This window comes from Pseudomonas sp. Irchel s3a12 (assembly GCF_900187485.1).
Lineage (GTDB): Bacteria > Pseudomonadota > Gammaproteobacteria > Pseudomonadales > Pseudomonadaceae > Aquipseudomonas > Aquipseudomonas neuropathica.
On the sequence record NZ_FYDN01000006.1, the window covers coordinates 156495 to 182463 of the forward strand.

A 25969-nucleotide genomic window follows, 5' to 3' on the forward strand; every position below is an offset into this window, starting at 1 on the left:
CATTATCGTGAACATGCCTGAACGAGATCCTGCCATGAGTGAAGAGATTCTGATCAACATCACGCCGATGGAGTCGCGCGTGGCGGTGGTCGAAAACGGTGTGCTGCAAGAAGTCCACGTTGAGCGCACACAAAAGCGCGGGATTGTCGGCAACATCTATAAAGGCAAGATCGTCCGCGTGCTGCCGGGTATGCAGGCAGCGTTTGTCGACATCGGCCTGGACCGCGCGGCATTCATTCACGCCGCCGAAATCTCTCTACGTGAAGGTCCTGCGGTCGAAAGTATCAGCGCGCTGGTGCACGAAGGTCAAAGCCTGGTGGTGCAAGTCACCAAGGACCCGATCGGTTCCAAAGGCGCGCGCTTGACCACGCAGCTGTCGATACCTTCGCGTTATCTGGTGTACATGCCACGCACCGCCCACGTCGGCATCTCTTTGAAAATCGAAGACGAAGCCGAACGCGAACGCCTCAAGCAGGTGGTCAGTGATTGCGTGGCCAAGGAAGGCATCAAGGAGGCCGGTGGTTTCATTCTGCGCACCGCCGCCGAAGGCGCTGGCGCCGATGAAATCCTCATGGACATCCGTTACCTGCGACGTCTGTGGGATCAGATCAACGAACAGATCAAAACCATTGCCGCGCCAAGTGTGATTTACGAAGACCTCGGCTTGGCGCTGCGTACATTGCGCGATCTGGTTAACCCGAAAATCGAGAAGATTCGCATCGATTCCCGGGAAACCTTCCAGAAAACCACGCAGTTCGTCGCCGAACTGATGCCGGAAATCGCCGATCGTCTGGAACACTACCCGGGTGAACGACCGATTTTCGACCTCTATGGCGTCGAAGACGAAATCCAAAAAGCCCTCGAACGCAAGGTGCCGCTGAAATCCGGTGGCTATCTGGTGGTGGATCCGGCGGAAGCCATGACCACCATCGATGTGAACACCGGGGCTTTCGTCGGCCATCGCAACCTCGAAGAAACCATCTTCAAGACCAATCTCGAAGCGGCCACCGCGATTGCCCGGCAAATGCGCCTGCGCAACCTGGGCGGGATCATCATCATCGACTTCATCGACATGGAAGATGAAGAGCATCAACGCCAAGTGTTGCGCACGCTGGAAAAACAACTGGAACGAGATCACGCCAAGACCAACATCATCGGCATCACCGAATTGGGCCTGGTGCAGATGACGCGCAAGCGTACTCGGGAAAGTCTGGAGCAGGTGCTGTGCGAACCGTGCAGCAGCTGTCAGGGGCGCGGAAAACTGAAGACTGCAGAAACCATCTGTTACGAGATTTTCCGCGAGATTCTCCGCGAGGCCCGGGCCTATCAGGCTGAGGGTTATCGTGTGTTGGCGAACCAGAAAGTGGTGGATCGCTTGCTTGACGAAGAATCCGGTAACGTCGCCGAGCTTGAAGGGTTTATCGGTCGCACCATACGCTTCCAGGTGGAAACCATGTATTCCCAGGAACAATATGACGTGGTGCTGCTCTGATCCCCTGCGTCACTTTTATTCCACCGCGGCTGGCCTCAGCTTTTCGCAGTATTTTTGCCATGGGAGCCAACTGACATGGAGCGTCTGACACGCATTTTGGCCACATTCACCCGCTGGGGGCTGGGCCTGTGCGCGTTGGTTCTGGTGTTGATGGCGTTGTACGTCAGTCTCGGTCGTGAGCTGACCCCGTTGGTGGCCGAATATCGCGCCGACATCGAAGACAAGGCCAGTGCCGCCCTCGGCATGCCGTTGCAGATCGGCGAACTTGAAGGCAACTGGAGCGGTTTTGCGCCGATCCTGCTGGCCCATGATGTGATGGTCGGCGCTGGCGCCAATGCGTTGCGTCTGGATCGGGTACGGGCGGTACCGGATCTGTGGGCCAGCCTGCTGGCGCGCGAAGTGCGCATTGCCCACCTTGAACTCAACGGCCTGAAAATCAGCCTCAAGGAAGCCGAGGACGGCAGTTGGGCGCTGGAAGGCTTGCCGGTGCAGAACGATCAACCGCTCGACCCGCAGCAACTGTTCAATCGCTCGCAAATGATTCAGCAACTGTCGGTGCTCGACAGTCAGGTGACCCTGCAACCGCTGGATCACGCGCCGCTGACCCTAACTTATGTCGGCCTTAATCTGAAAACCGGCGCCAGCCGTCAACGGCTCGATGCGCGTTTGACCTTGCCGGATGGCCAGCCCGTTGCACTGAGCCTGCGCACGCGGATTCGCCCCGAGCAATTGAAGGACAGTGTGGTGGACGGTTACGCCAGCCTGCCGCAAAGCGACTGGTCGAAATGGCTGCCAGAGCGTCTTACCCAACAATGGAATTTTTCCGAGATCAAAGCCGGCGGCGAACTCTGGGTCAATTGGGCCAAGGGCACGCTGCAGAGTGCTGCGTTACGCTTGAATGCTCCGCAACTGACCGGCGCCTATGCCGATCGCAAGCCGATCCAGATCAATAATCTGGCGCTTAACGCCTACTACGAGAACAGTGCCGAGGGCGCGACCGTTACCCTCGATGCACTGGCGATGAGTTTCGGCGAAAGCCGTTGGGAGTCGCATGTACAACTGAAGCAGACGCGCGCGACCGACAAGGTGGACGAGCTCTGGCACTTGCAAGCGGATCGTCTGGATCTGACTCCGATCACCCCGTTGCTCAATGCGTTGGGGCCGTTGCCGCAAGGTTTCGCTACGGCTGTCGATCATCTGAAAGTCACCGGTGGCCTGCGTAACGTGCTGCTGGATTTCCGCCCCAATGCCACCGATGGCAATAAGTTCAGTTTCGCCACCAATCTGGACAATGTCGGTTTCGACGCCTATCACGGCGCTCCGGCGGCTCGAAACGTCAGCGGTAGCCTCAGCGGCAACCTCGACGGTGGCGAGTTGCGCATGGACAGCAAGGATTTTGTCCTGCACCTCGACCCGATTTTCGCTAAGCCATGGCAGTACATTCAGGCCAATGCACGCCTGACCTGGAAGCTCGACAAAGACGGCTTCACCCTGATCGCTCCGTACCTGAAGGTGCTTGGCGAGGAGGGCAAGATTGCCGGCGATTTCCTCATACGCCTGCATTTCGACCATAGCCAGGAAGACTACATGGACCTGCGGGTCGGTCTGGTCGATGGCGACGGTCGTTATACCGCCAAATATCTCCCCGAAGTGCTTAGTCCAGCACTCGACGAGTGGCTGCGTACGGCCATTCTCAAAGGTGCGGTCGACCAGGGTTTCTTCCAGTATCAGGGATCGCTGAGCAAAAATGCCGGGGAGGCCGACCGCAGCATCAGCCTGTTCTTTAAGGTGCACGACGCTGAACTGGCCTTCCAGCCAGGCTGGCCGCACGTGAGCAAGGTCAGTGGCGACGTGTTCATCGAAGACAGTGGCGTGCGGATCTGGGCTGACAAGGGCCAGTTGCTCGACACTCAGGTCAGCGATGTCTTCGTCAATATTCCCCATGTGCCGGCCGGACAACATACGCACATGTATCTCGATGGCGGGTTTGCCGGCGGCCTCGGTGATGGTCTGAAAATTCTTCAGGACGCACCGATCGGCACCGGTGAAACCTTTGCCGGATGGGAAGGGGCGGGGGATCTGCAAGGCAAGCTCAAACTGGACATCCCGCTGGACAAGGGCGGCGATCTGCCGAAGATTCTGGTCGACTTCAAAACCGCCAATGCGCGCCTGAAACTCGCCGAGCCAAAGCTGGAGCTGACGCAACTCAAAGGCGATTTCCGCTTCGACAGCGCCAAAGGACTCAGCGGGCAGAACATCGCCGCGCGCGCCTTCGACAAACCGGTCACGGCGCAGATTTTCGCCGATGGCAGCCCTGGCAAACTCAGGACTCGGGTGGCGGCATCCGGGCAGGTTGAGGTCAAGAAACTCACCGACTGGCTGGGCGTGACACAACCACTGCCGGTCTTCGGAACCATTCCTTATCAGTTGCAATTGAATCTGGACGGCGCCGACAGCCAGTTGATGGTCAGCTCCAGCATGAAGGGTGTGGCGGTGGATCTGCCGGCACCGTTCGGTATGGCGGCAGATGTCGGACGCGATACCGTGTTCCGCATGACCTTGCAGGGGCAGGAGCGGCGTTATTGGTTCAACTACGACCAACTGGCCAATTTCACCTTCGCGGCACCGCCGAGCAATTTTGCCGAGGGCCGGGGTGAATTGTTCCTCGGTGCCGGCGAAGCGGTGCTGCCGGGCGCCAAAGGCTTGCGGATTCGCGGCGTGCTCTCGGAACTGGACGTCGCGCCGTGGCAGGATCTGGTGAACAAATACGCCGGGCAGGATCCGGGCGGCAGCGCCAAGCAATTGCTCAACAGTGCTGATTTCAAGGTCGGTAAGCTCACGGCATTCGGGACCACGCTGGATCAGGCGTCGGTTCAGGTCAATCGCAAGCCGGGCGCGTGGAATCTGTCCCTCGATAGCCAGCAGGCCAAAGGCTCGGCGAACCTGCCGGATGCCAAAGCCGTGCCGATTGCGGTCAATCTGCAATACGTGAAGCTGCCGGCGCCGGACCCGACGGTGCAGGCTGACGAGAATTCGCCGGACCCTTTGGTTTCGGTGGATCCGACGAAGATTCCGGCGCTAGATATCACGATCAATCAACTGTTTCTGGGGCCGGATCTGGTCGGTGGCTGGTCTTTGAAAGTGCGACCAACCGCCAAGGGCATCGCCCTGAATAATCTCGACATGGGCCTCAAAGGCATCCTGTTGCAGGGCAATGGCGGCTGGGAAGGTGCGCCCGGGGCGACCAATAGCTGGTTCAAGGGCCGGATTGGCGGCAAGAACCTCGCCGATGTGCTCAAGGGCTGGGGCTTTGCGCCGAGCGTGACCAGCGAAGAATTTCATATGGACGTCGACGGCCGTTGGCCGGGCTCGCCGGCCTGGCTGGCGACCAAGCGCTTCTCCGGCACGCTCGATGCGTCGTTGAACAAAGGTCAGTTTGTTGAAGTAGAGGGCGGCGCGCAGGCGTTGCGAGTATTTGGCCTGCTTAACTTCAACTCCATCGGCCGGCGTCTGCGTCTGGACTTCTCCGATCTGTTCGGCAAAGGCTTGAGCTACGACCGGGTCAAAGGCCTGTTAGTGGCGAACAATGGTGTGTATGTCACCCGTGAGCCGATTCGCCTGACCGGTCCTTCGAGCAACCTTGAGCTGGACGGTACGCTGGACCTGGTCGGCGACAAGGTCGATGCCAAGTTGCTGGTGACCTTGCCGGTGACCAACAACCTGCCGATTGCCGCGTTGATCGTTGGCGCACCGGCGGTCGGCGGCGCGTTGTTCCTGATCGACAAACTGATCGGTGACCGTGTGGCGCGCTTTGCCAGTGTGAAATACACCGTCAAAGGCCCATGGAAAGAGCCGAAAATCACCTTCGACAAGCCTTTTTGAACAGCCAGCCACTGAACCGATGGAGTAGCATGGCCGCATATCTCTTGCGGAGTTCGCCATGTCTTTAGCGGTGATTCAAATGGTCAGCCAGAGCGACGTGCTGGCCAATCTGGCTCAGGCCCGGCGCCTGCTCGAACAGGCAGCGGCCGGTGGCGCGAAGCTGGCGGTGCTGCCGGAAAACTTCGCCGCCATGGGCCGTCGCGACGTCGCTGACATCGGCCGTGCCGAAGCATTGGGCGAAGGACCGATCCTGCCGTGGTTGAAACAGACCGCCCGCGACCTCAAGTTATGGATAGTGGCCGGTACTTTGCCCTTGCCTCCAGTGGATCAGCCGACGGCCAAAGCCAATGCCTGCTCGCTGCTGGTCGATGAACAGGGCGAAGTCGTTGCACGCTATGACAAGTTGCATCTGTTCGATGTCGATGTGGCGGACAATCGCGGCCGTTATCGCGAATCCGATGACTATGCTTATGGCAGTGGCGTTGTCGTTGCCGATACGCCCGTGGGGCGAGTCGGTCTGACCGTGTGTTATGACTTGCGCTTTCCCGAGCTGTACAGCGAATTACGTGCCGCCGGTGCAGAGTTGATTACCGCACCGTCAGCTTTTACTGCGGTGACCGGCGCAGCGCATTGGGATGTGCTGATTCGCGCACGCGCCATCGAGACACAGTGTTATGTGCTTGCCGCAGCACAAGGCGGAACCCATCCGGGACCGCGAGAAACCTTCGGCCATGCGGCGATTATCGATCCGTGGGGCCGTGTGCTGGCGAGTCAGGATCAAGGCGAAGCGGTGTTGTTGGCCGAGCGCGATAGCAATGAACAAGCGTCCATCAGGGCGCGAATGCCGGTGACGCGTCATCGGCGGTTTTTCTCGCAGGGCGCACAGCGGCCTGCCTCAGAACACGAATTTAAGGCGTAAACCTATGAGCGAGTTGTTGTCCTCAGTCAGTGATCACCTGTTGGCGCCCGGCGGCGTGACGATCGAGAGTCTGCAAGGCGTGCTCGGCGATCTGGCCGGCCCCGGCATCGATGCGGCGGATCTGTATTTCCAAGGGCAGATTTCCGAGTCCTGGGCGCTGGAAGACGGCATCGTCAAGGAAGGCAGCTTCAACCTTGATCAGGGTGTCGGCGTACGCGCGCAGTCCGGTGAGAAAACCGGTTTCGCCTACAGCAACGCGATCACCCTCGAAGCCCTCGGCGCAGCCGCCCGCGCGGCGCGGTCGATCTCCCGGGCCGGGCAGAACGGCACAGTCCAGGCGTTTACCACTCAAGATGTTGCACAGTTATACGCGCCGGATAACCCGCTGGAAGTATTGAGCCGCGCCGAGAAAGTCGAGCTGCTCAAGCGCATCGATGTCGCCACCCGCGCGCTCGACCCGCGTATCCAGCAGGTCAGTGTGAGCATGGCAGGGGTCTGGGAGCGGATTCTGGTGGCCTCCACCGACGGCGGGCTGGCGGCGGATGTACGGCCGCTGGTGCGATTCAATGTCAGCGTGATCGTTGAGCAGAATGGCCGTCGCGAGCGTGGCGGGCATGGCGGCGGCGGGCGTACCGATTACCGTTATTTCCTTGCCGAAGACCGCGCCATGGGCTATGCCCGTGAAGCGTTGCGCCAGGCGCTGGTGAATCTGGAAGCGATTCCGGCGCCGGCCGGTACGTTGCCGGTGGTGTTGGGTTCGGGCTGGTCTGGCGTGCTGTTGCACGAAGCGGTCGGCCACGGTCTGGAAGGCGATTTCAACCGCAAGGGCAGCTCGGCGTACAGCGGTCGCATGGGTGAAATGGTTGCGTCGAAACTCTGCACCATCGTCGATGACGGCACCTTGAGCGGCCGTCGCGGTTCGCTGAGCGTTGACGACGAGGGCACGCCGACCGAGTGCACCACGCTGATCGAAAATGGCGTACTCAAAGGCTACATGCAGGACAAACTCAACGCGCGCCTGATGGGCGTGGCTCGCACCGGCAACGGGCGCCGGGAGTCCTATGCGCATCTGCCGATGCCGCGAATGACCAACACCTACATGCTCGGCGGCGAAAGCGATCCGGCGGAAATCATTGCTTCGGTGAAGAAGGGCATTTACTGCGCCAACCTCGGCGGTGGTCAGGTCGACATCACCAGCGGCAAGTTCGTGTTCTCCACCAGTGAGGCGTATCTGATCGAAGACGGCAAGATCACTGCGCCGGTCAAAGGCGCGACGTTGATCGGCAACGGCCCCGAGGCGATGAGCCGGGTGTCGATGGTCGGTAACGATCTGGCGCTGGACAGCGGCGTAGGCACGTGCGGCAAGGATGGGCAATCGGTGCCGGTAGGCGTCGGTCAGCCGACGTTGAAAATCGATGCGATCACCGTGGGTGGCACGGGCGCATAAGAATAGGTGGAGCTTCGGGTGGCGCGCAGGGCGGCCACCCGGTGGCGAATATCAACGCAGACCGCGTTGAGTTTCGTCCAGCTCACGGATGTACTTGAAGATCTTGCGGCTGGAAGCAGGAGGTTTGTTTTGCGCAACCTCATGCTGAGCCTGACGGATCAGGGAACGCAGTTGCTGGCGATCGGCGTCCGGATACTCGACGACGAATTTTTCCAGCACGGCATCGTCGCCCGCGATCAGGCGATCACGCCAGCGTTCGAGATTGTGGAAACGCTCGTTGTACTGGCGAGTGGAGGCATCAAGTTGATCGAGCAAGGTCAGAATCGCGTCAGTGTCCTGATCGCGCATCAGTTTGCCGATGAACTGCAGGTGCCGTTTACGCGCGATGTTCGCGGTGTGCTTGGGCGCATCGGCCAAAGCCCGGCGCATGGCGTCGGTCAGCGGCAGTTTTGCGATCAAGTCTGGCTTGAGTGTTGTCAGGCGCTCGCCGAGGTCAACCAGAGCATGCAGCTCGCGTTTGACCTGAGATTTGCTTTTTTCTCCCGTATCGAGGGAGTCGTCGTAAGAATCAACCATGGTGGCAGTCCGCAAAGAAACGCCGCCATGATAACCAGTCGGGGGCCGCTTGTCCGGCCCGGTCGCTCGATGACCCCAGCCGAAAGCAGAATTTGAGTGGAGATGAGCATGAGTGCAGTTCAAAGCGTCGGCCCGCAGGCATTGCCGGCACTGCAGGAACAAGTCGAGCAGATCATCGCCGAAGCCAAGCGTCAGGGCGCCAGTGCCTGTGAAGTCGCGGTGTCGCTGGAGCAGGGACTGTCGACGTCAGTGCGTCAGCGCGAAGTCGAAACGGTCGAATTCAACCGCGATCAGGGTTTTGGCATCACGTTGTATGTGGGCCAGCGCAAGGGCTCGGCCAGCACGTCCGCCACCGGGCCTGACGCGATTCGCGAAACCGTCGCTGCCGCACTGGCAATCGCCAAACACACTTCCGAAGACGAAGCCTCGGGCCTGGCTGATGCGGCGTTGATGGCCAAGGAACAACACGATTTTGACCTGTTCCACGAGTGGGATATCACCCCGGAGCAGGCCATCGAGAAGGCCTTGCTCTGTGAAGCGGCGGCATTCGACGCCGATGCGCGGATCAAGAACGCCGACGGCACCACGCTCAGCACTCATCAGGGCTGCCGCGTGTACGGCAACAGCCACGGATTCATTGGTGGCTACGCATCGACGCGGCACAGCCTGAGTTGCGTGATGATTGCCGAGGCCGATGGCCAGATGCAGCGCGATTACTGGTATGACGTAAACCGTCAGGGCACTTTGCTCGCGGATCCGGTAAGCATCGGCCAGCGTGCTGCGCAACGGGCGGCGAGCCGTCTGGGCGCGCGTCCGGTGCCGACTTGCGAAGTGCCGGTGCTGTTTTCCGCAGAACTGGCGGGTGGTCTGTTTGGCAGTTTCCTCTCGGCGGTGTCCGGCGGCAGCCTGTATCGCAAGTCGTCCTTCCTTGAAGGCACTCTGGGGCAGAAGCTGTTCCCGGAATGGCTGACCATCGATGAGCGTCCGCACCTGATGCGCGCGATGGGCAGTGCTTCCTACGACGGTGATGGTCTGGCGACGTATGCCAAACCGTTCGTCGAAAAGGGCGAGTTGGTGTCGTACATCCTCGGCACGTACTCCGGACGTAAACTCGGTATGCCGAGCACGGCCAACGCAGGCGGCGTACACAACCTGTTCGTCACCCATGGCGATGAAGACCAGGCTGCACTGTTGAAGCGCATGGGCCGTGGCTTGCTGGTCACTGAATTGATGGGCCATGGCTTGAACATGGTCACCGGCGACTATTCGCGCGGGGCGGCGGGTTTCTGGGTCGAGAACGGTGAAATTCAGTTCGCCGTGCAGGAAGTGACCATCGCCGGCAATATGCGCGATATGTTCAAGCAGATCGTCGCGGTCGGTAATGATCTGGAGCTGCGCAGCAACATTCGCACCGGTTCGGTGTTGATCGAGCGGATGACCGTCGCGGGCAGCTAAACCCCGGCCGTCACACACAAAAGGCGCGCCACCTCATCGGGTGGCGCGCCTTTTTTATTGGCTCCATATAAAACCAATGTGGGAGCGAGCCTGCTCGCGAAAGCGATTTCACGGCCGACCGCAGTGGTGACTGACAGGACGCCTTCGCGAGCAGGCTCGCTCGCACCCTGAAATCTGCATCGCTCGGCGCTCTTGTTTTGGTTCTCATTATCATCTAATAATAAATCTCATTATCGGATGAGCCCCGGATCATGAGTTCTGCCTTGCACGAGCAGCCGTACCTCGAAAGCTGGCGCTGGATGAGTCGCCAGATCCGTTGCGCGATGGATCCCGACGAACCGCGCCTGATCGAACACTATCTGGCCGAGGGCCGGTATCTGGCCTGTTGTACGGCGACTTCTCCCTGGACCATCGCTGAAACTTCCTTCCGTCTGCTGCTCGACACGGCCACCGATATCGCCTTGCCGTGGCACTGGCGCAGCTTCTGTCTCGATCAAGCTTGGCGTCCGCTGCGTGAAATGGAGCGCCTGTCCCTGTGCAAATGCCGGCTCCAACGTTGGCAACGCTACACCTGGCAGCTCGCCACCTGCGAACTGCTGCCCTCGATTCCTCTTATTGAACTGGTGCAAGGATTTTCAGATGACCAAGACACGTATTGAGCGCGACAGCATGGGCGAACTGCAGGTGCCGGTGGACGCTCTCTACGGCGCGCAAACCCAGCGCGCGGTGGATAACTTCCCGATTAGCGGCAAACCGATGCCGACGCAATTCATCCGCGCGCTGATCCTTGCCAAAGCCGCCGCCGCCCGCGCCAACGTTGAACTCAACCAGATCAGCGCCGCCCAGGGCAAAGCCATCAGCGACGCCGCGCAAGGTCTGCTCGAAGGCGACTTCATGCAGCATTTCCCGGTGGACATCTTCCAGACCGGTTCCGGCACCAGTTCCAACATGAACGCCAACGAAGTGATGGCCACCCTGGCCAGCCGTCTGCTCGGCGAGCCGGTCAACGCCAACGATCACGTCAACTGCGGGCAAAGCAGCAACGACATCATCCCGACCACCATCCACGTCAGTGCTGCGCTGGCCCTGCACGAACAACTGCTGCCGGCGCTGCTGCACCTGGTGCAAGTGATCGAGCAAAAAGCTGCGCAAGTGCATCACCACGTCAAAACCGGTCGCACGCATTTGATGGACGCGATGCCGGTGCGCATGAGCCAGGTACTGAACGGTTGGGCGCAGCAGCTCAAGGCCAACATCAGTCATCTGCAGGATTTGCTGCCAAGCCTGCAATCCCTAGCGCAGGGCGGCACGGCGGTCGGCACCGGGATCAACGCGCATCCTGAGTTCGCCGCACGTTTCAGCCGCGAGTTGAGTCAATTGACCGACGTGGAATTCACCCCGGGCAAGGATCTGTTCGCGCTGATCGGCTCGCAGGACACCGCCGTCGCCGTCTCCGGCCAGCTCAAGGCCACTGCGGTGTCGCTGATGAAAATCGCCAACGACCTGCGCTGGATGAACTCCGGCCCGCTCGCCGGCCTCGGCGAAATCGAACTGGAAGCCCTGCAACCGGGTTCGTCGATCATGCCGGGCAAGGTCAATCCGGTGATCCCGGAAGCCACCGCCATGGTCGCCGCGCAAGTGATCGGCAACGACTCGGTGATTACCATCGCCGGCCAGTCGGGCAACTTCGAACTCAACGTGATGCTGCCGATCATCGCGCAGAACCTGCTGAGCAGCATCGAACTGCTGGCCAACTCCAGCCGCCTGCTCGGCGACAAAGCCATTGCCACCTTCAAGGTCAACGAATCGCGCCTGAAGGAAGCGTTGTCGCGCAATCCGATTCTGGTCACTGCGCTCAACCCGATCATCGGTTACCAGAAAGCCGCCGAAATCGCCAAGCAGGCCTACAAGGAAGGCCGCGCGGTGATCGACGTCGCGCTGGAGCACACCGACCTGTCGCGCAGCCAACTGGAAGAGTTGCTCAATCCCGAGAAACTCACCGCCGGCGGCGTGTAAACCCCGCAACCGCTTTGGAGGCTCACCATGGAGCACTGGAAACGCACGATCGAACGGGCCAATCGCTGCTTCATGCTGGGCGAACTGATCGACGCCCGTGAGGCGTACCTGCAAGCCCTGGCCTTGGCGCAAGTGTTGTTCGAACGTTGGGCAGATGCCGACGAAGCGGTGGCGGCCTGCGTCATCTCGCACCACAACCTCGCGGATTTGCACTTGCGTCTGAATCAGCCGGAGGAGAGCGCCGAATACCTCTGCGCTATTCACCAACGGCTGCTGCAAACCATGCAGGACGAACGTCAGCGCCTGGCCTTGCGTGAAGCGGCGCTGCGCCAGAGCAGCAAGACCTACGTCGAGCTGCTGAATTTCATCAGCGAACACGGCGAATACCCGCGTACCCAGCGTCTGCTGCACCCGGATACCGGCAATGCGCGCCGCGCGCCTGCCCCACATCACCATGGAGTCCATTGAAATGGCTTTTACCTTGCCTGCCTTGCCTTACGCCTACGACGCTCTTGAGCCGCATATCGATGCACAGACCATGGAGATTCACTACACCAAGCATCACCAGACTTACATCAACAACCTCAACGCCGCTGTAGAAGGCACTGAGTACGCTGAATGGCCGGTAGAAAAACTCGTCGCCAGTGTTCAGCAACTGCCGGAAAAACTCCGTGCGGCGGTGATCAATCAGGGCGGCGGTCACGCCAATCACTCGCTGTTCTGGGAAGTGATGGTGCCGAGCGGTGGCGGCAAGCCGGATGGTGCGTTGGCCAAGGCCATCGATGAGCAACTGGGCGGCCTCGACAGCTTCAAGGAAGCCTTCACCAAAGCCGCACTGACCCGATTCGGCAGCGGCTGGGCCTGGCTCAGCGTGACCCCGGAGAAAAAACTGATCGTGGAAAGCAGCGGCAACCAGAACAGCCCGTTGATGAATGGCAACACTCCGATCCTCGGTCTCGATGTCTGGGAGCACGCCTACTACTTGCGCTATCAGAACCGCCGCCCCGAATACATCAATGCGTTCTACAACGTAATCAATTGGCCTGAAGTGGCTGCGCGCTATCAGGCCGCACTGGTTTAAGTCTTCTATAAAAACAATCCAAGGCTGACTATGGGCACTGAAACACTGGCGATCGGAAGTGGGCGTATGTTTCGTTACGCAGTGGGATCGCTGTTGCTGTTGGCGGGCATGACTTTGCTGGTCGCCCACGGACTGGAATGGCTGAATCTGGAACCGAGGCTGTTGCGGGCGTTGCAGGGCGGCGCGATCTGCGCCCTCGGCACGGCGCTCGGAGCTGTGCCAGTGCTGGTGATTCGGCGGATGCCGCAGACACTCAGTGATACGTTGCTGGGTTTTGGTGCCGGGGTGATGCTCGCGGCGACGGCGTTTTCGCTGATCGTGCCGGGCATTGCTGCCGCCGAAAACCTCGGACTGACACCGTGGGGCGCCAGCGGCCTGATCTGCTTAGGCATCATGCTGGGTGCGTTCGGGCTGTATCTGGTCGATCGCAAGGTTTCCGGCGCGTCCCCGGAAATGCTCGTCGGCACCGTCGAGCATCCGGTGATTCCGCCACGTATCTGGCTGTTCGTGTTCGCCATCATTGCCCATAACATCCCTGAAGGCATGGCCGTTGGCGTTTCTGCTGGCGGCGGCATGCCGGATGCGGACAGCCTGGCCATGGGTATCGCTTTGCAGGATGTCCCGGAAGGTCTGGTGATTGCGCTGGTGTTGGCCGGGGCGGGGATGTCGCGGGTCAGGGCGTTTCTGATCGGCGCGGCGTCAGGTCTGGTCGAACCGGTGTTTGCGCTGTTGTGTGCCTGGCTGGTCAGTCTGGCGCAGGTGTTGTTGCCGTTAGGTCTGGCATTGGCTGCGGGGGCGATGTTGCTGGTGGTGACGCACGAAGTGATTCCCGAGTCGCGACGCAATGGTCATGACAAACTGGCCAGTCTTGGTCTGTTGATCGGGTTTTGTCTGATGATGGTGATGGATACGGCGTTGGGTTGAAGATCAAAAGATCGCAGCCTGCGGCAGCTCCTACGAGGGGATTGGTGCGACATGGGCTGCGACTTTTTGATTTTGGCTGTCAGCCGCCTTCGTCGAAGTAGTTGTTGATCAACGCCACCAGCGCATCCAGCGCTTCCTGTTCCTGATGCCCTTCGGTACTCAGATAGATCTTGGTGCCCTTGCCAGCCGCCAGCATCATCATCGCCATGATGCTTTTGCCATCAACCGTGGTCTCTGGTGTACGACCCACTCTGATCGTGCAATCCGGATACTGCCCGGCCACTCCAACAAACTTGGCCGATGCGCGGGCATGCAGGCCCAGCTTGTTGATGATTTCGATTTCCAGAGCAGGCATCGCGGTGTGAATCCTTTAAGTGAGGTCGCGGTGGCGAACCTGGACGTTCTTCAGGGTTTTCTGCAGGGCCTGACCCAGACGTTCGGTCAGGTAGACGGAGCGGTGATGCCCGCCGGTGCAGCCAATGGCAATGGTGACGTAAGCGCGGTTGCTCGCGGCGAAGCGCGGCAGCCACTTGTGCAGGTAGGTGAAGATGTCCTGAAACATTTCTTCGACCTCCGGCTGTGCCGCCAGGTATTCAGCCACCGGCGCATCGAGACCCGATTGCGCGCGCAGTTCCGGCTTCCAGTATGGATTGGGCAGGCAGCGCACATCGAATACCAGATCCGCGTCTACCGGCATGCCGCGCTTGAAGCCAAAGGACTCGACCAGAAATGCGGTCCCCGGCTCCGGTTGGTTCAGCAGACGCAGCTTGATGGAGTCGCGCAACTGGTACAGGTTCAGATTGGTGGTGTTGATCTTCAGGTCGGCGAGGTCGGCAATCGGGCCGAGCAGGGCGGTTTCATCCTGGATCGCCTCGGCCAGTGAGCGGTTGGCGTTGCTCAGCGGGTGACGACGGCGGGTTTCGGAGAAACGCTTGAGCAGGGTTTCTTCGTCGGCGTCCAGATACAGGACGTCGCATTGGATGTGTTTGGCCCGGACATCTTCAAGCAGTTCGGGAAAGCGTGTCAGGTGGCTCGGCAGGTTGCGCGCATCGATGGACACGGCTACCAGCGGCTGCGCCAGTTCCGTGTGAATCAGCGCGCGTTCGGCCAGTTCCGGCAGCAAACCTGCGGGCAGGTTGTCGATGCAGTAATAGCCGTTGTCCTCAAGGACATCCAGAGCCGTACTTTTACCCGAGCCGGAACGGCCGCTGACGATGATCAAGCGCATGATTAGTGCCCGTTCTGCTCGTCCAGGACAACCTGATACAAGGCTTCATTGCTTGGAGCGCTGCGCAGTTTTTCACGCACTTCCTTGCGATCGAGCATGCTCGCGATCTGGCGCAGCAGCTCCAGGTGCGCATCGGTGGCAGCCTCCGGGACCAGCAAAACAAACAGCAGGTCAACCGGTGCGCCGTCAATGGCGTCGAAATCAATCGGAGCATCAAGGTGCATCAGCGCACTGATCGGTGCAGTGCAACCCTTGAGGCGGCAATGGGGAATGGCGATGCCGTTACCAAAACCGGTGGAACCGAGTTTTTCACGGGCAATCAACGCCTCGAAGACATCTTGCATCTCCAGATCCGCCACTTCGCGGGCGATCAGGTTGGCAATTTGTTCGAGGGCTTTCTTTTTACTGCCGCCCGGCACGTTCACGAGGGAACGGCCGGGGGTCAGGATACTTTCAAGTCGGATCATGGGGTGGGGGGTTATCGACCGGTAGCGCCCTGGAGCAGGCTCTGGGTCTTTTCCTTATGCTTTTTGAGTTGTTTATCCAGCTTGTCGGTCAAGGCGTCGATCGCCGCGTACATATCGGTATGTTCCGCGTTGGCGACCACTTCGCTGCCGGGTATATGCAAGGTGGCTTCGATTTTCTGCTTCAGCTTTTCGACGCACATCGTGACTTGCACGTTGGTGATCTTGTCGAAATGGCGCTCCAGTCGTTGGAGTTTTTCCTCGATGTAGGAACGCAGAGGTTGGGTCACTTCCAGTTGGTGTCCACTGATGTTGACTTGCATACAGCTTCTCCTTCGTTGCCAGTGCATAAAGCGGCAGGCCGGATAGCCTGCCACTGGAACGCTGTAACGTGGCTTACATCAACCGCTTGCGTTCGCTCGAAGGCGCGATCCCGAGGGATTCGCGGTACTTGGCGACGGTGCGGCGAGCCACCTGAATGCCTTGTGCCTCCAGTAAACCAGCGATCTTGCTGTCACTCAACGGCTTTTTCTGATTTTCCGCGGCAACCAGTTTTTTGATGATCGCGCGGATCGCCGTGGACGAGCATTCGCCGCCTTCGGAGGTGCTGACGTGGCTGGAGAAAAAGTATTTCAGTTCATAAATACCGCGCGGGGTATGCATGAATTTCTGTGTGGTCACCCGGGAAATGGTCGATTCGTGCATGCCGACCGCTTCAGCGATGTCGTGCAGAACCAACGGCTTCATGGCTTCGTCGCCGTACTCCAGAAAACCGCGTTGATGCTCGACGATCTGGGTAGCTACTTTCATCAGGGTTTCGTTGCGGCTCTGCAGGCTCTTGATGAACCAGCGGGCTTCCTGCAACTGATTGCGCATGAAGGTGTTGTCGGCGCTGGTGTCGGCGCGACGGACGAAACCGGCGTACTGGGCGTTGACGCGCAGGCGCGGTACCGATTCCTGATTCAGCTCGACCAGCCAGCGCTCGTTGTCCTTGCGCACGATGACGTCAGGGACAACGTATTCGGCTTCAGTGGATTCGATTTGCGAGCCAGGGCGCGGATTGAGGCTTTGCACCAGTTCGATGACCTGGCGCAGCTCGTCTTCCTTGAGCTTCATGCGGCGCATCAACTGGCTGTAGTCGCGACTGCCGAGCAGGTCGATGTAATCGCTGACCAGACGTTTCGCTTCCGCCAGCCACGGCGTCTTGGCGGGTAGCTGACGCAATTGCAGCAGCAGGCATTCGCCAAGGTTGCGCGCGCCGATACCGGCCGGTTCGAATTGCTGGATGCGGTGCAGGACGGCTTCGATTTCATCGAGTTCGATGTCGAGTTCCGGATCGAACGCCTCGAGGATTTCCTCGAGGGTTTCGTCCAGGTAGCCCTGATTGTTGATGCAATCGATCAGGGTCACGGCGATCAGGCGATCGGTGTCGGACATCGGTGCCAGGTTCAGTTGCCACAGCAGGTGGCTTTGCAGGCTCTCGCCGGCGGACGTGCGGGTGGTGAAGTCCCATTCGTCGTCATCGCTGCTGGGCAGGCTGCTGGCGCTGGTCTGGTAGACGTCTTCCCAGGCGGTGTCGACCGGAAGTTCGTTGGGGATACGCTCGCTCCAGTCACCTTCCTCCAGGTTGTCCACCGTGGGCGCGGTTTCCTGATACGAGGGTTCCTGGATCTCGGTGTTGGGCTTCTGTTCGGCGTTGTCGGCCATGGGATCGGAATTGTCGAAGTCGTCGCCTTCTTCCTGGCGTTCGAGCATCGGATTGGATTCCAGAGCCTCCTGGATTTCCTGTTGCAGATCCAGGGTCGACAATTGGAGCAGGCGGATGGCCTGTTGCAGCTGCGGTGTCATCGTCAGCTGCTGGCCCATTCTCAAGACTAGCGATGGTTTCATGGCAGGGGCTTAACACCTTATTCGCCGGCGCTATGCGCCATCCACTACAGGGCGCCGGGGCGCCAAACTTAAGCAAATTATATGCCTGAAACTGAAGTGTTTGCCTAGAGCGCTGTAACAATTAAAGCGTATTAATTCCTGCTTGAATCGATACAGCGCCCGGGCGGCGCACCGGGCACTGTTACGCTTACAAGCGGAACTCGTGGCCCAGATACACTTCCTTGACCAGATCGTTGGCCAGGATGGTTTCTGCATCGCCTTCGGCGATCAGTTGACCATCGTTGACGATGTAAGCGGTTTCGCAGATGTCCAGCGTCTCACGGACGTTGTGGTCGGTGATCAATACACCGATGCCCTTGGCCTTGAGGTGGTGGATGATCTGCTTGATGTCGCCGACCGAGATCGGATCGACACCGGCGAACGGTTCGTCGAGCAGGATGAATTTCGGTGCCGTTGCCAGCGCGCGAGCGATTTCCACCCGGCGACGTTCACCACCGGACAGGCTCATGCCAAGGTTGTCGCGGATGTGGCTAATGTGGAATTCCTGCAGCAGGCTTTCCAGCTCCTTGCGACGGCCGGCCTTGTCGAGCTCCTGACGGGTCTCGAGGATGGCCATGATGTTATCGGCCACCGACAGTTTGCGGAAGATCGACGCCTCTTGCGGCAGATAGCCAATACCGGCCTTGGCGCGACCGTGCATCGGCTGGTGGCTGACGTCCAGATCGTCGATCAGCACGCGACCCTGATCGGCCTGTACCAGGCCGACGATCATGTAGAAACACGTGGTCTTGCCGGCGCCGTTCGGGCCGAGCAGGCCGACGATCTGGCCGCTGTCGATCGACAGGCTGACGTCACGCACGACCTGGCGGCTTTTATAGGCCTTGGCCAGGTGCTGAGCTTTCAGAGTTGCCATTACTGGGTTTTCTCGTCGGTTTTCTTCTTCGGCTGGATCACCATGTCGATGCGCGGACGCGCCTCGGTGACCTTGCTGCCGGTAGCGCGACCAGCGCTGGCCAGTTTCTTCACGGTGTCGTAGACGATTTTCTCGCCCTGAGTGACGTTGCCGTCTTTGTCGACGACCTTGGCCTTATCGATCAGCACGACGCGGTTTTGCTGGGCGTGGTATTGAATCGTCACGCCGTAGCCTTGAACCGGTTTGGTGTCGCCCTGGGTTTGCAGTTGCTCGAAATAAGCCAGGTTGCCCACGGAGGTCACTACGTCGATATCTCCATTCGGGGCGCGAGTCATGGTGACGGTGTTGCCTTTAACGATCATCGAACCTTGGGTGATGATCACATCACCTTTATAGGTGGCGATGCCGTTCTTGTCGTCCAGTTGGGCGTCGTCGGCCTGAATGCGGATAGGTTGCTGCTGATCGTTCGGCAGAGCCCAGGCGCTCACGCTTCCCAGTGCTGCGCCCAGACTGAGCAAAATAGGGAGGGTTTTAACGAGCCTCATACTGTCCTCTTACGTTCGATAGCAGGTGTATCCTGCTTTCCTTCAGGTACGCTTTCATTCCAACGCCAGTCGATACACCGCCAGCGCCGTCGATTCTAACGGGTTGCTCGGTCTGCGCATATTCCTGCTGCGGGAACACGGTCATGCGAGTGGAAGTGATCAGGATGTCACGCTTCTTTTCATCGGTGCGCGCAACGCGTACCGAATCGATCAGTTCGACTTCGGTGCCGCCTGAGTTCACTTCACCGCGCTCACTGGTCACGTGCCACGGGAATTCTGTTCCGCGATACATGTTCAGGTCGGGTTTGGTCACGAGCGTGACGTCGGTTGCCTTCACGTGCTCGGCTTTTTCGGACGTCATTTCATACTGCACCTTGCCATCCGGCAGGTATTGCAGGGTATGCGTGTTGGTTGCATACCAGTCGATAGGCGTTTCAACCGAGGTGACCGGTGGTTTGTCGAGAAAGCGTTCCGGGCTGATATTCCAATAGCCGACCGCTGCGAAAATCGCAGCGATGCAGCCAAACAGCAGGAAGTTACGAAATTTTTTGCTGAACATGGTTTGGCTCACAGGTACGCGGCGTTGGCCGCATCGAGGCGGCCCTGGGCGCGCAGGATCAATTCGCAGAATTCGCGGGCGGCGCCTTCGCCACCACGGGCCCGGGTTACGCCATGGGCGTGTTCGCGGACGAAATCGGCGGCGTTGGCTACGGCCATGCCCAGACCAACACGGCGAATCACCGGAAGGTCGGGCAGATCGTCACCGAGGTAGGCGACTTCTTCATAGCTTAGGCCCAGTTGCGCAAGCAGGCCGTCGAGCACGACCAGTTTGTCTTCACGGCCCTGAAACAGGTGGGGAATCCCCAGGTTTTTCGCTCGACGTTCAACGACGGGTGTCTTGCGACCGCTGATGATAGCGGTCTGCACGCCGGCGTTCATCAGCATTTTGATGCCTTGACCGTCGAGGGTGTTGAAGGTCTTGAACTCGCTGCCGTCTTCAAGGAAGTACAGGCGACCGTCGGTGAGGACGCCGTCGACGTCGAAAACCGCCAGTTTGATCGCTTTGCCGCGTTGCAGCAGATCGTTGCTCATTACATGACTCCTGCGCGCAGCAGATCGGAGAGGTTGAAGGCGCCGACCGGGCGATCTTCCTCGTCTACGACTACCAATGCGTTGATTCGGTGATCTTCCATGATTTTCAGGGCTTCGGCGGCCAGCATTTCCGGGCGGGCAGTCTTGCCGTGGGCCGTCATTACCTGGTCGATGGTGGCGCTGCGGATGTCGATGCTGCGATCCAGCGTGCGGCGCAAGTCGCCGTCGGTGAAGATCCCGGCGAGTTTGCCGTCGGTTTCAAGGATGACGGTCATGCCCAGACCTTTACGGGTCATTTCCATCAATGCGTCTTTGAGCAGCGTGCCGCGTTGGACTTGCGGCAACTCTTGTCCGGCGTGCATGACGTTTTCCACTTTCAGCAGCAGGCGACGGCCGAGGGCGCCACCCGGGTGCGAGAAAGCGAAATCTTCGGCGGTGAAGCCGCGTGCTTCCAGCAGTGCCACGGCCAGTGCATCGCCCATGACCAGTGCTGCGGTCGTCGACGAGGTCGGTGCCAGGTTCAGCGGGCAGGCTTCATGCTCGACATGAACATTGAGATTGACCTCGGCAGCCTTGGCCAGCGGCGATTGCGGGTTGCCGGTGACGCTGATCAACTGGATGCCCAGACGTTTGATCAACGGCAGCAGGGTTACGATTTCATTGGTCGAGCCGGAGTTCGACAGGGCCAGAATCACATCGTCACGAGTGATCATGCCCATGTCGCCATGACTGGCTTCGGCCGGGTGGACAAAAAAGGCCGGGGTGCCGGTGCTGGCCAGGGTGGCGGCAATCTTGTTGCCGATGTGCCCGGACTTGCCCATGCCGACCACGACTACACGGCCTTTACTGGCCAGAATCATCTCGCAAGCGCGTACGAAATCGGCGTCGATATGGGGCAACAAGCCTTGTACGGCTTCCACTTCGAGTTGGATGGTGCGTTGTGCCGATTGAATCAGGTCGCTGGATTGGCTCATGTCAGAAATCGTATAGCCCGATGAAAAGGCGGCGATTATAGCGGTTATGTTGCAAAGCCTCACGCAAGTTCGTCGTGCTTTGTCATTACTCGTTACCAAAACCCGGGAAAAGAGCCTGCGCGCCTGTCATATCGCCGAACGCAGGCTGGTACAAGCCTTGGGCGCGTAGCCTTTGCAGTGATATAGTTCGCCGCCAGTTCGGCCTGCCCGGGATGTACGTACTTTTTAAGTAAAGACAGGCGTCCGAGTGAGAGGCTGCATCGCAAGGAGTTTAGATGAGTGCCGATAACGCCTACGCGGTCGAGCTGAAGGGAGTCTCCTTCAAGCGCGGTGCGCGCAGCATTTTCAATAACGTCGATATTCGCATACCGCGCGGCAAGGTCACCGGCATCATGGGACCTTCCGGGTGTGGCAAGACCACGCTGCTGCGATTGATGGGGGCACAACTGCGCCCTGCCAGCGGCGAAGTCTGGGTCAACGGCCAGAATCTGCCTGCGCTTTCGCGCAGTGATCTGTTCGATGCGCGAAAGCACATGGGTGTGCTGTTTCAAAGCGGCGCGCTGTTCACCGATCTCGATGTTTTCGAGAACGTGGCTTTCCCCCTGCGTGTTCATACCGATTTGCCGGAAGAAATGATCCGCGACATCGTCCTGCTCAAATTGCAGGCGGTCGGTCTGCGCGGTGCCATCGAGTTGATGCCGGATGAACTGTCCGGTGGCATGAAGCGCCGCGTCGCACTGGCGCGAGCGATTGCGCTCGATCCGCAGATCCTCATGTACGACGAACCGTTCGTCGGGCAGGACCCGATCGCCATGGGCGTGCTGGTCCGTCTGATTCGCCTGCTCAACGACGCGCTGGGGATCACCAGTATCGTGGTGTCCCACGATCTGGCCGAAACCGCGAGCATTGCCGACTACATCTATGTCGTCGGTGATGGTCAGGTGCTGGGGCAGGGTACGCCGGACGAGTTGATGAACTCGGACGAGCCGCGTATCCGTCAGTTCATGACCGGCGATCCCGATGGCCCGGTGCCGTACCATTTTCCAGCGACGGATTACCGCGCAGATCTTCTGGGGAAGCGCTGATGCGCAGAATTTCATTAATAGAACGCGTACGCCGGTTCGGCGAGTCTGCGATCGACGCCGTCGCGGTGTTCGGTCGTGCGACGCTGTTCCTGTTTCATGCCTTGCTGGGGCGTGGTGGTATCAGCGGCGGTTTTGGTCTGTTGGTCAAACAGTTGCACTCGGTCGGCGTGATGTCGCTGGTGATCATCGTCGTTTCGGGTATTTTCATCGGCATGGTGCTGGCGCTGCAGGGCTTCAGCATTCTGTCGAGCTACGGTTCGGAGCAGGCCGTGGGGCAGATGGTTGCGCTGACCTTGCTGCGTGAGCTGGGGCCGGTGGTGACTGCGCTGTTGTTTGCCGGTCGTGCCGGTTCGGCACTGACCGCCGAGATCGGCAACATGAAGTCCACCGAACAGCTGTCCAGCCTGGAAATGATCGGTGTCGATCCGCTCAAGTACATCATTGCCCCGCGCCTGTGGGCCGGCTTCATTTCCCTGCCGGTGCTGGCGATGATTTTCAGCGTGGTAGGCATCTGGGGCGGCTCGTGGGTGGCCGTCGACTGGCTGGGTGTGTATGAAGGCTCTTATTGGGCGAACATGCAGAACAGCGTGAATTTCACCAGTGATGTGCTCAATGGCGTGATCAAAAGTATTGTTTTCGCCTTTGTAGTGACCTGGATTGCCGTATTCCAAGGCTATGACTGTGAGCCCACTTCCGAGGGCATCAGTCGTGCCACCACCAAGACCGTGGTGTTTGCCTCGCTGGCAGTGCTCGGCCTGGACTTTATTCTGACCGCTTTGATGTTTGGAGATTTCTGATGCAAAACCGCACCCTGGAAATCGGTGTCGGCCTGTTCCTGCTGGCAGGGATCCTGGCTTTGTTGCTGCTTGCTTTGCGGGTCAGTGGTCTGTCTCCGACGTCGACCACCGACACCTATAAACTTTATGCCTACTTTGACAATATTGCCGGTTTGACGGTCAGAGCCAAAGTGACCATGGCCGGTGTAACTATCGGCAAGGTCACGGCGATCGATCTGGATCGCGACAGCTTCACCGGTCGGGTCACTCTGCAAGTGGATAAAAAGGTCGACAATCTTCCGACCGACTCCACAGCGTCTATCCTGACCGCTGGTCTGCTGGGCGAGAAGTACATCGGTATCAGCGTCGGCGGGGAAGACAAACCGTTAAAGGATGGTGGAACCATCCATGACACGCAGTCGTCACTGGTACTGGAAGACCTTATCGGTAAATTCCTGCTCAATACCGTTAGCAAAGACGCCAAATGAGGAGCTTTTGAATGATCTCTATCTTGCGACGCAGCCTGTTGGTGCTGTTGGCGGCCTTGCCGTTGATGGGTAACGCCGTGGCTGCTGCGACTTCGGCACATGATCTGGTGCAGGACACCACCACCCGGTTGCTGGCCGACCTGGCTGCCAACAAAGAGAAATACAAGCAGGACCCGACGGATTTCTACACGGCGCTCAACAACATCGTCGGGCCAGTGGTGGATGCCGAAGGCATTTCCAAGAGCATCATGACGGTCAAGTACTCGCGCAAGGCCACGCCTGCGCAGATGCAGACCTTCCAGGAAAACTTCAAGAAAGGCCTGTTCCAGTTCTACGGCAACGCTCTGCTTGAGTACAACAACCAGGGCATCACCGTTGACCCTGCCAAGGACGAATCGGGCGATCGCACCAGCGTAAACATGACCGTCAAGGGCAGCAGCGGCGCAATCTATCCTGTGCAGTACACGCTGGAGAAGATCAACGGCGAGTGGAAACTGCGCAACGTGATCATCAACGGCATCAACATCGGCAAACTGTTCCGCGATCAGTTCGCCGACGCGATGCAGCGCAATGGCAACGATCTGGACAAGACCATCAATGGTTGGGCCGGGGAAGTGGCCAAGGCCAAAGAAGCCACCGAAAAGAACCCCGCGCAATGAATGAGGCCGCAGTTCGTATGAGTGATGTCGACGAGCTTCTGCTTAGCGGAGTGCTGGACTATCGCACCGGCGCTGACCTGCGCAAGCAAGGCCAGGCGCTGATCAAGTCCAGCAAGGCCTCTTCGCTGGTGATCGATTGCTCGGCGGTGAAGAAGTCCAGCAGCGTCGGTTTATCGTTGCTGCTGTGCTTCATGCGCGATGCGAATGCGGCCGGCAAGGCTGTCAGCATCCGTGCGATGCCCGAAGATATGCGCGAAATTGCTCAGGTCAGTGAACTGACCGAACTGTTGGCGCACCCCTGAACCCACATCTATAAAGAAGCCCCCCGTCAGAGTCCTGCCATGCGGGGTTCGCAGGCGCGGGGCTTTTTTGTATGATGTCCGACCCGTGCGCACAGGGCGCCGATTGAGGTTGAGCATGCAGGCCGTAGAAGTGAAGAGCTTCCTTGAAGGAAAGCTGCCCGGAACGTTGGTAGAAGTTGAGGGCGAAGGCTGCAATTTCCAGCTGAACGTGATTAGCGATGAACTGGCGGCGTTGAGCCCGGTGAAGCGTCAGCAGCAGGTCTATGCCCATTTGAACCCATGGATCACCGATGGCAGCATCCATGCGGTCACTATGAAATTTTTCAGCAGCGCGGCCTGGGCCGAGCGCACCTGAGCCTAAGGGCGTCGAGATTCTTATGGATAAATTGATTATTACCGGTGGCGCTCGTCTTGATGGCGAGATCCGCATTTCCGGCGCAAAAAACTCCGCCCTGCCGATCCTGGCCGCCACCCTGCTGTGCGATGGCCCGGTGACCGTTGGCAACCTGCCGCACCTGCACGACATCACCACCATGATCGAGCTGTTCGGTCGCATGGGCATCGAGCCGGTGATCGACGAAAAACTCAGCGTCGAAATCGACCCGCGCACCATCAAGACCCTGATCGCCCCGTACGAACTGGTGAAAACCATGCGTGCGTCGATCCTGGTACTGGGCCCGATGGTTGCTCGTTTCGGTGAAGCCGAAGTCGCACTGCCTGGCGGTTGCGCCATCGGTTCGCGTCCGGTCGACCTGCACATCCGTGGCCTCGAAGCCATGGGCGCGGTGATCGACGTCGAAGGCGGCTACATCAAGGCCAAGGCGCCTGAAGGTGGCCTGCGCGGTGCACACTTCTTCTTCGATACCGTCAGTGTGACCGGTACCGAGAACATCATGATGGCCGCTGCTCTGGCCAAGGGCCGCAGCGTGTTGCAGAACGCCGCCCGTGAACCAGAAGTGGTTGACCTGGCGAACTTCCTCAACGCCATGGGCGCCAAGGTGTCCGGCGCTGGTACTGACACCATCACCATTGATGGCGTCGAGCGTCTGGGTTCGGCTTTCTATAAGGTCATGCCTGACCGTATCGAAACCGGCACTTACCTGGTCGCCGCTGCCGTGACCGGCGGTCGCGTCAAGGTCAAGGACACCGATCCGACCATCCTCGAAGCCGTTCTGGAAAAACTCCGTGAAGCCGGCGCAGAAATCACCTGCGGTGAAGACTGGATCGAGCTGAACATGCACGGCAAGCGTCCGAAAGCCGTCAACGTGCGCACCGCGCCGTACCCGGCGTTCCCGACTGACATGCAAGCGCAGTTCATCTCGCTCAACGCCATTGCCGAAGGCACCGGTGCCGTGATCGAGACGATCTTCGAAAACCGTTTCATGCACGTGTACGAACTGCACCGCATGGGTGCCAAGATCCAGGTCGAAGGCAATACCGCCATCGTCACCGGTACTGAAGTTCTGAAAGGCGCGCCAGTGATGGCGACCGACCTGCGTGCTTCGGCCAGCCTGGTAATCTCGGCACTGGTTGCCGAAGGCGACACGCTGATCGACCGCATCTACCACATAGACCGTGGTTACGAGTGCATCGAAGAAAAACTGCAGATGCTGGGCGCCAAGATCCGTCGCGTTCCGGGCTGATTGCTGCATTGGGACACAGGGACGTGTCCACTGATTTTAAGAGTCGAGCCGGTTTCCGGCTCGATGTATGTCCGGCGCCGATTGCGACCGGACATGAGTACCTTGATAAGGACTGACG

28 protein-coding genes are annotated in these 25969 nt (G+C 59.3%); 17 read left to right on the top strand and 11 right to left on the bottom strand.

The features are described from left to right. Window positions 1-34: 34 nt before the first annotated feature. The 4 genes from rng to tldD all read left to right on the top strand — a co-directional run bounded on the left by rng (window position 35) and on the right by tldD (window position 7740). Window positions 35-1492: a ribonuclease G gene (rng, locus tag CKW14_RS12175; protein WP_007915369.1), complete on the top strand. Its 1458-nt coding sequence runs from the start codon at window positions 35-37 to the stop codon at window positions 1490-1492. 75 nt (window positions 1493-1567) lie between these two features. Further along, entirely contained in the window at window positions 1568-5374 is a 3807-nt protein-coding gene (locus CKW14_RS12180; protein WP_095125395.1) for a YhdP family protein, read from the top strand. A 58-nt stretch (window positions 5375-5432) separates the two neighbouring features. Then, a complete protein-coding gene (locus CKW14_RS12185; RefSeq protein WP_095049749.1) occupies window positions 5433-6293 on the top strand; it encodes a carbon-nitrogen hydrolase family protein in 861 nt (286 codons plus the stop codon). Window positions 6294-6297: 4 nt separating this feature from the next. Continuing rightward, on the top strand, window positions 6298-7740 hold the full coding sequence (gene tldD / locus CKW14_RS12190) for a metalloprotease TldD (protein ID WP_034154473.1): 1443 nt from the start codon (window positions 6298-6300) through the stop codon (window positions 7738-7740). Window positions 7741-7791: 51 nt separating this feature from the next. On the opposite strand, the gene yjgA is transcribed toward tldD, so the two are convergent. After that, window positions 7792-8316, bottom strand: coding sequence for a ribosome biogenesis factor YjgA (yjgA, locus tag CKW14_RS12195; RefSeq protein ID WP_007915377.1), 525 nt, complete (start codon window positions 8314-8316; stop codon window positions 7792-7794). Between the two features lie 108 nt (window positions 8317-8424). Here yjgA and pmbA point away from each other — a divergent pair, with 108 nt between their 5' ends. The 6 genes from pmbA to CKW14_RS12225 all read left to right on the top strand — a co-directional run bounded on the left by pmbA (window position 8425) and on the right by CKW14_RS12225 (window position 13792). Then, window positions 8425-9771, top strand: coding sequence for a metalloprotease PmbA (gene pmbA / locus CKW14_RS12200; RefSeq protein WP_093435945.1), 1347 nt, complete (start codon window positions 8425-8427; stop codon window positions 9769-9771). A gap of 251 nt (window positions 9772-10022) precedes the next feature. Next, window positions 10023-10430: a FagA protein gene (locus CKW14_RS12205; RefSeq protein ID WP_095049750.1), complete on the top strand. Its 408-nt coding sequence runs from the start codon at window positions 10023-10025 to the stop codon at window positions 10428-10430. Beyond that, window positions 10411-11787 (top strand): aspartate ammonia-lyase, encoded by a 1377-nt coding sequence (locus tag CKW14_RS12210; protein ID WP_095125396.1) that lies wholly within the window; start codon window positions 10411-10413, stop codon window positions 11785-11787. The genes CKW14_RS12205 and CKW14_RS12210 overlap by 20 nt, the downstream gene beginning before the upstream one ends. A 27-nt stretch (window positions 11788-11814) precedes the next feature. Beyond that, the gene (locus CKW14_RS12215; protein ID WP_016984162.1) at window positions 11815-12255 is read left to right on the top strand and encodes a hypothetical protein; all 441 of its coding nucleotides are present in this window, start codon (window positions 11815-11817) and stop codon (window positions 12253-12255) included. Between the two features lies 1 nt (window position 12256). Further along, on the top strand, window positions 12257-12868 hold the full coding sequence (locus CKW14_RS12220) for a superoxide dismutase (RefSeq protein WP_095125397.1): 612 nt from the start codon (window positions 12257-12259) through the stop codon (window positions 12866-12868). Window positions 12869-12898: 30 nt separating this feature from the next. Continuing rightward, window positions 12899-13792 carry a ZIP family metal transporter gene (locus CKW14_RS12225; RefSeq protein WP_095049753.1) on the top strand — a complete coding sequence of 298 codons (894 nt, stop codon included), beginning with the start codon at window positions 12899-12901 and terminating at the stop codon, window positions 13790-13792. A 79-nt stretch (window positions 13793-13871) separates the two neighbouring features. On the opposite strand, the gene CKW14_RS12230 is transcribed toward CKW14_RS12225, so the two are convergent. The 10 genes from CKW14_RS12230 to CKW14_RS12275 all read right to left on the bottom strand — a co-directional run bounded on the left by CKW14_RS12230 (window position 13872) and on the right by CKW14_RS12275 (window position 20898). Beyond that, complete coding sequence (locus tag CKW14_RS12230; protein WP_008085079.1) at window positions 13872-14147, bottom strand: HPr family phosphocarrier protein; 276 nt, start codon at window positions 14145-14147, stop codon at window positions 13872-13874. Between the two features lie 15 nt (window positions 14148-14162). Continuing rightward, window positions 14163-15020, bottom strand: coding sequence for an RNase adapter RapZ (gene rapZ / locus CKW14_RS12235; protein WP_038357533.1), 858 nt, complete (start codon window positions 15018-15020; stop codon window positions 14163-14165). A 2-nt stretch (window positions 15021-15022) separates the two neighbouring features. After that, window positions 15023-15487, bottom strand: a complete 465-nt coding sequence (gene ptsN, locus CKW14_RS12240; protein WP_095049754.1) for a PTS IIA-like nitrogen regulatory protein PtsN — start codon at window positions 15485-15487, stop codon at window positions 15023-15025. Between the two features lie 11 nt (window positions 15488-15498). Beyond that, complete coding sequence (gene hpf, locus CKW14_RS12245) at window positions 15499-15807, bottom strand: ribosome hibernation-promoting factor, HPF/YfiA family (protein WP_008085073.1); 309 nt, start codon at window positions 15805-15807, stop codon at window positions 15499-15501. A gap of 73 nt (window positions 15808-15880) precedes the next feature. Next, entirely contained in the window at window positions 15881-17374 is a 1494-nt protein-coding gene (locus tag CKW14_RS12250; RefSeq protein WP_038357535.1) for an RNA polymerase factor sigma-54, read from the bottom strand. Between the two features lie 187 nt (window positions 17375-17561). After that, on the bottom strand, window positions 17562-18287 hold the full coding sequence (gene lptB, locus CKW14_RS12255; RefSeq protein ID WP_008085069.1) for an LPS export ABC transporter ATP-binding protein: 726 nt from the start codon (window positions 18285-18287) through the stop codon (window positions 17562-17564). Then, a complete protein-coding gene (gene lptA / locus CKW14_RS12260; protein ID WP_038357536.1) occupies window positions 18287-18832 on the bottom strand; it encodes a lipopolysaccharide transport periplasmic protein LptA in 546 nt (181 codons plus the stop codon). The genes lptB and lptA overlap by 1 nt, the downstream gene beginning before the upstream one ends. Next, on the bottom strand, window positions 18819-19391 hold the full coding sequence (gene lptC / locus CKW14_RS12265; protein ID WP_038357537.1) for an LPS export ABC transporter periplasmic protein LptC: 573 nt from the start codon (window positions 19389-19391) through the stop codon (window positions 18819-18821). The genes lptA and lptC overlap by 14 nt, the downstream gene beginning before the upstream one ends. Window positions 19392-19399: 8 nt before the next feature. After that, window positions 19400-19924 (bottom strand): HAD family hydrolase, encoded by a 525-nt coding sequence (locus CKW14_RS12270; protein WP_095049755.1) that lies wholly within the window; start codon window positions 19922-19924, stop codon window positions 19400-19402. Continuing rightward, entirely contained in the window at window positions 19924-20898 is a 975-nt protein-coding gene (locus tag CKW14_RS12275) for a KpsF/GutQ family sugar-phosphate isomerase (RefSeq protein ID WP_007912405.1), read from the bottom strand. The genes CKW14_RS12270 and CKW14_RS12275 overlap by 1 nt, the downstream gene beginning before the upstream one ends. 275 nt (window positions 20899-21173) lie before the next feature. Between CKW14_RS12275 and CKW14_RS12280 the strand changes: the two genes are divergently transcribed. The 7 genes from CKW14_RS12280 (at window position 21174) to murA (ending at window position 25851) form a co-directional block, all read left to right on the top strand. Beyond that, on the top strand, window positions 21174-21983 hold the full coding sequence (locus tag CKW14_RS12280; protein ID WP_007912403.1) for an ATP-binding cassette domain-containing protein: 810 nt from the start codon (window positions 21174-21176) through the stop codon (window positions 21981-21983). Beyond that, a complete protein-coding gene (mlaE, locus tag CKW14_RS12285; RefSeq protein WP_064119368.1) occupies window positions 21983-22780 on the top strand; it encodes a lipid asymmetry maintenance ABC transporter permease subunit MlaE in 798 nt (265 codons plus the stop codon). The genes CKW14_RS12280 and mlaE overlap by 1 nt, the downstream gene beginning before the upstream one ends. Then, window positions 22780-23247 carry an outer membrane lipid asymmetry maintenance protein MlaD gene (gene mlaD / locus CKW14_RS12290; RefSeq protein WP_007912400.1) on the top strand — a complete coding sequence of 156 codons (468 nt, stop codon included), beginning with the start codon at window positions 22780-22782 and terminating at the stop codon, window positions 23245-23247. Before mlaE ends, mlaD begins: the two co-directional genes overlap by 1 nt. Before the next feature lie 11 nt (window positions 23248-23258). Then, window positions 23259-23906, top strand: coding sequence for a phospholipid-binding protein MlaC (locus CKW14_RS12295; protein WP_007912390.1), 648 nt, complete (start codon window positions 23259-23261; stop codon window positions 23904-23906). After that, entirely contained in the window at window positions 23903-24208 is a 306-nt protein-coding gene (locus CKW14_RS12300; protein ID WP_034154488.1) for a lipid asymmetry maintenance protein MlaB, read from the top strand. The genes CKW14_RS12295 and CKW14_RS12300 overlap by 4 nt, the downstream gene beginning before the upstream one ends. Window positions 24209-24323: 115 nt before the next feature. Continuing rightward, a complete protein-coding gene (locus tag CKW14_RS12305; protein WP_008085051.1) occupies window positions 24324-24563 on the top strand; it encodes a BolA family protein in 240 nt (79 codons plus the stop codon). Between the two features lie 22 nt (window positions 24564-24585). After that, window positions 24586-25851, top strand: coding sequence for a UDP-N-acetylglucosamine 1-carboxyvinyltransferase (gene murA / locus CKW14_RS12310; RefSeq protein ID WP_007912385.1), 1266 nt, complete (start codon window positions 24586-24588; stop codon window positions 25849-25851). Window positions 25852-25969 lie beyond the last annotated feature (118 nt).

What these genes read in the sequence shown, in the direction of transcription:
- rng (WP_007915369.1), top strand. Translation starts at nt 35, where the DNA reads ATGAGTGAAGAGATTCTGATCAACATCACGCCGATGGAGTCGCGCGTG.
- CKW14_RS12180 (WP_095125395.1), top strand. Translation starts at nt 1,568, where the DNA reads ATGGAGCGTCTGACACGCATTTTGGCCACATTCACCCGCTGGGGGCTG.
- CKW14_RS12185 (WP_095049749.1), top strand. Translation starts at nt 5,433, where the DNA reads ATGTCTTTAGCGGTGATTCAAATGGTCAGCCAGAGCGACGTGCTGGCC.
- tldD (WP_034154473.1), top strand. Translation starts at nt 6,298, where the DNA reads ATGAGCGAGTTGTTGTCCTCAGTCAGTGATCACCTGTTGGCGCCCGGC.
- yjgA (WP_007915377.1), bottom strand. Translation starts at nt 8,316, where the DNA reads ATGGTTGATTCTTACGACGACTCCCTCGATACGGGAGAAAAAAGCAAA.
- pmbA (WP_093435945.1), top strand. Translation starts at nt 8,425, where the DNA reads ATGAGTGCAGTTCAAAGCGTCGGCCCGCAGGCATTGCCGGCACTGCAG.
- CKW14_RS12205 (WP_095049750.1), top strand. Translation starts at nt 10,023, where the DNA reads ATGAGTTCTGCCTTGCACGAGCAGCCGTACCTCGAAAGCTGGCGCTGG.
- CKW14_RS12210 (WP_095125396.1), top strand. Translation starts at nt 10,411, where the DNA reads ATGACCAAGACACGTATTGAGCGCGACAGCATGGGCGAACTGCAGGTG.
- CKW14_RS12215 (WP_016984162.1), top strand. Translation starts at nt 11,815, where the DNA reads ATGGAGCACTGGAAACGCACGATCGAACGGGCCAATCGCTGCTTCATG.
- CKW14_RS12220 (WP_095125397.1), top strand. Translation starts at nt 12,257, where the DNA reads ATGGCTTTTACCTTGCCTGCCTTGCCTTACGCCTACGACGCTCTTGAG.
- CKW14_RS12225 (WP_095049753.1), top strand. Translation starts at nt 12,899, where the DNA reads ATGGGCACTGAAACACTGGCGATCGGAAGTGGGCGTATGTTTCGTTAC.
- CKW14_RS12230 (WP_008085079.1), bottom strand. Translation starts at nt 14,147, where the DNA reads ATGCCTGCTCTGGAAATCGAAATCATCAACAAGCTGGGCCTGCATGCC.
- rapZ (WP_038357533.1), bottom strand. Translation starts at nt 15,020, where the DNA reads ATGCGCTTGATCATCGTCAGCGGCCGTTCCGGCTCGGGTAAAAGTACG.
- ptsN (WP_095049754.1), bottom strand. Translation starts at nt 15,487, where the DNA reads ATGATCCGACTTGAAAGTATCCTGACCCCCGGCCGTTCCCTCGTGAAC.
- hpf (WP_008085073.1), bottom strand. Translation starts at nt 15,807, where the DNA reads ATGCAAGTCAACATCAGTGGACACCAACTGGAAGTGACCCAACCTCTG.
- CKW14_RS12250 (WP_038357535.1), bottom strand. Translation starts at nt 17,374, where the DNA reads ATGAAACCATCGCTAGTCTTGAGAATGGGCCAGCAGCTGACGATGACA.
- lptB (WP_008085069.1), bottom strand. Translation starts at nt 18,287, where the DNA reads ATGGCAACTCTGAAAGCTCAGCACCTGGCCAAGGCCTATAAAAGCCGC.
- lptA (WP_038357536.1), bottom strand. Translation starts at nt 18,832, where the DNA reads ATGAGGCTCGTTAAAACCCTCCCTATTTTGCTCAGTCTGGGCGCAGCA.
- lptC (WP_038357537.1), bottom strand. Translation starts at nt 19,391, where the DNA reads ATGTTCAGCAAAAAATTTCGTAACTTCCTGCTGTTTGGCTGCATCGCT.
- CKW14_RS12270 (WP_095049755.1), bottom strand. Translation starts at nt 19,924, where the DNA reads ATGAGCAACGATCTGCTGCAACGCGGCAAAGCGATCAAACTGGCGGTT.
- CKW14_RS12275 (WP_007912405.1), bottom strand. Translation starts at nt 20,898, where the DNA reads ATGAGCCAATCCAGCGACCTGATTCAATCGGCACAACGCACCATCCAA.
- CKW14_RS12280 (WP_007912403.1), top strand. Translation starts at nt 21,174, where the DNA reads ATGAGTGCCGATAACGCCTACGCGGTCGAGCTGAAGGGAGTCTCCTTC.
- mlaE (WP_064119368.1), top strand. Translation starts at nt 21,983, where the DNA reads ATGCGCAGAATTTCATTAATAGAACGCGTACGCCGGTTCGGCGAGTCT.
- mlaD (WP_007912400.1), top strand. Translation starts at nt 22,780, where the DNA reads ATGCAAAACCGCACCCTGGAAATCGGTGTCGGCCTGTTCCTGCTGGCA.
- CKW14_RS12295 (WP_007912390.1), top strand. Translation starts at nt 23,259, where the DNA reads ATGATCTCTATCTTGCGACGCAGCCTGTTGGTGCTGTTGGCGGCCTTG.
- CKW14_RS12300 (WP_034154488.1), top strand. Translation starts at nt 23,903, where the DNA reads ATGAATGAGGCCGCAGTTCGTATGAGTGATGTCGACGAGCTTCTGCTT.
- CKW14_RS12305 (WP_008085051.1), top strand. Translation starts at nt 24,324, where the DNA reads ATGCAGGCCGTAGAAGTGAAGAGCTTCCTTGAAGGAAAGCTGCCCGGA.
- murA (WP_007912385.1), top strand. Translation starts at nt 24,586, where the DNA reads ATGGATAAATTGATTATTACCGGTGGCGCTCGTCTTGATGGCGAGATC.